This is a genomic window from Pseudundibacterium arcticum (genome assembly GCF_042646465.1).
Classification (GTDB): Bacteria; Pseudomonadota; Gammaproteobacteria; order Burkholderiales; family Burkholderiaceae_D; genus Undibacterium_A; species Undibacterium_A arcticum.
The window spans coordinates 1-1363 of record NZ_JBHRTP010000063.1; the positions used below are offsets into that span (position 1 = coordinate 1).

The window sequence follows — 1363 nt, forward strand, 5'->3', positions numbered from 1 at the left end:
GCCAGCCTTCGCTGGACGCACAACCGTACGTGACACTCTCGCGTCATACGGCTCCCGTTATCCAACCTTTGCCCCAATAACACGCCAGTGATGAAATAACGCAGGATAGGCGTCCTGCATCTTGCGCAGCCATTCAGCACTGCGTCGCCTTCGCCCGGAGAGTGCCTTGTACTTGCGTCCGGCCCATCGCGCAAGCGTGCGATCAATGTGCTGAAAGATGTTGTGCATGGCCGTCTGATAGAACGCTCCATAGTAATTCCACCATCCTTGTATCATCGGGTTATATAGCTTTGCCAGGTCACGGAGTGTCACATGGGTCTGTCGATTCAGCCTCCACCCGCGCACTGCTTGCCGCATCCGCTTCAAGGCATCGTCGCTCGCAGCCGGCAGGAAACTGGTAAATATCCGGCGCTGCTTACTTAATGCCTTCCTCGGTCGAAATGTAAAACCGAGGAACGTGAACTGCACATGCTGATACGATGCGGTGCGGTTACTATCCTTGCAATAAACGATTTTCGATTTCTCCGGATGCATCGTCAATCCGCATTCCGCCAGTCGCAATGCGATGGATTGCATCACTTCCTCCGCCTGCTTCAGGCTGCGGCAGTGAACAACCGCATCGTCGGCATACCGGGCAAACGGATATTGTGGATAGGTACGCTGTATCCACCAATCGAACGCGTAATGCATGAACAGATTCATCAGGATCGGACTGACCACGCCGCCTTGAGGGGTACCGCGCTCTCGCAACAGTTGCTCCCCGTCAGCGGCCTCGAACGGTGCAGTCAGCCACCGTTCGATATACATCAGTATCCAGTCTTCCCTGATGTGGGTGCGTACCGCTTTCAACAGGAGGCCATGATCAATTTGATCGAAGGCCGCCTTGATGTCAAACTCGACCACCCAGTCGTATTGCCAGCACCGTTGTCGGGTGACGGCAATTGCCTGTTTCGCCGATCGTCCCGGCCGATATCCATATGAATCCGGATGAAACATCGGGTCGAGTATCGGCTCGATGAGGAGCTTGACCACGGTCTGCGCTACTCGATCAGACACCGTCGGGATGCCCAGCTTTCTCGTACCGCCCTTTGCCTTCGGAATTTCTACTTGCTTGACTGGCGGCGGGAAGTACGACCCCGACGACATCCGATTCCACAGCTTGTACAAATTCTTCGACAAATCCTGTTCGAACATCGCGATGGTTTCATCGTCGATGCCTGCAGCACCTCGGTTGGCCTTGACTTGCTGGTACGCTTCCCATACCGTGCGTTTCGCAATGCTATAAGGTTTTGTTGATGTCACGTCATTCATCCCCGCATGGCAGGTTGGTGACTTTCGTCAACGGGATAACGCTGCCCCTTCG

General features: G+C 54.8%; 1 protein-coding gene. It reads right to left on the bottom strand.

The features are described from left to right. Positions 1-57: 57 nt before the first annotated feature. Positions 58-1302: a group II intron reverse transcriptase/maturase gene (gene ltrA / locus ACFOFO_RS18815; protein WP_390323352.1), complete on the bottom strand. Its 1245-nt coding sequence runs from the start codon at positions 1300-1302 to the stop codon at positions 58-60. Positions 1303-1363 lie beyond the last annotated feature (61 nt).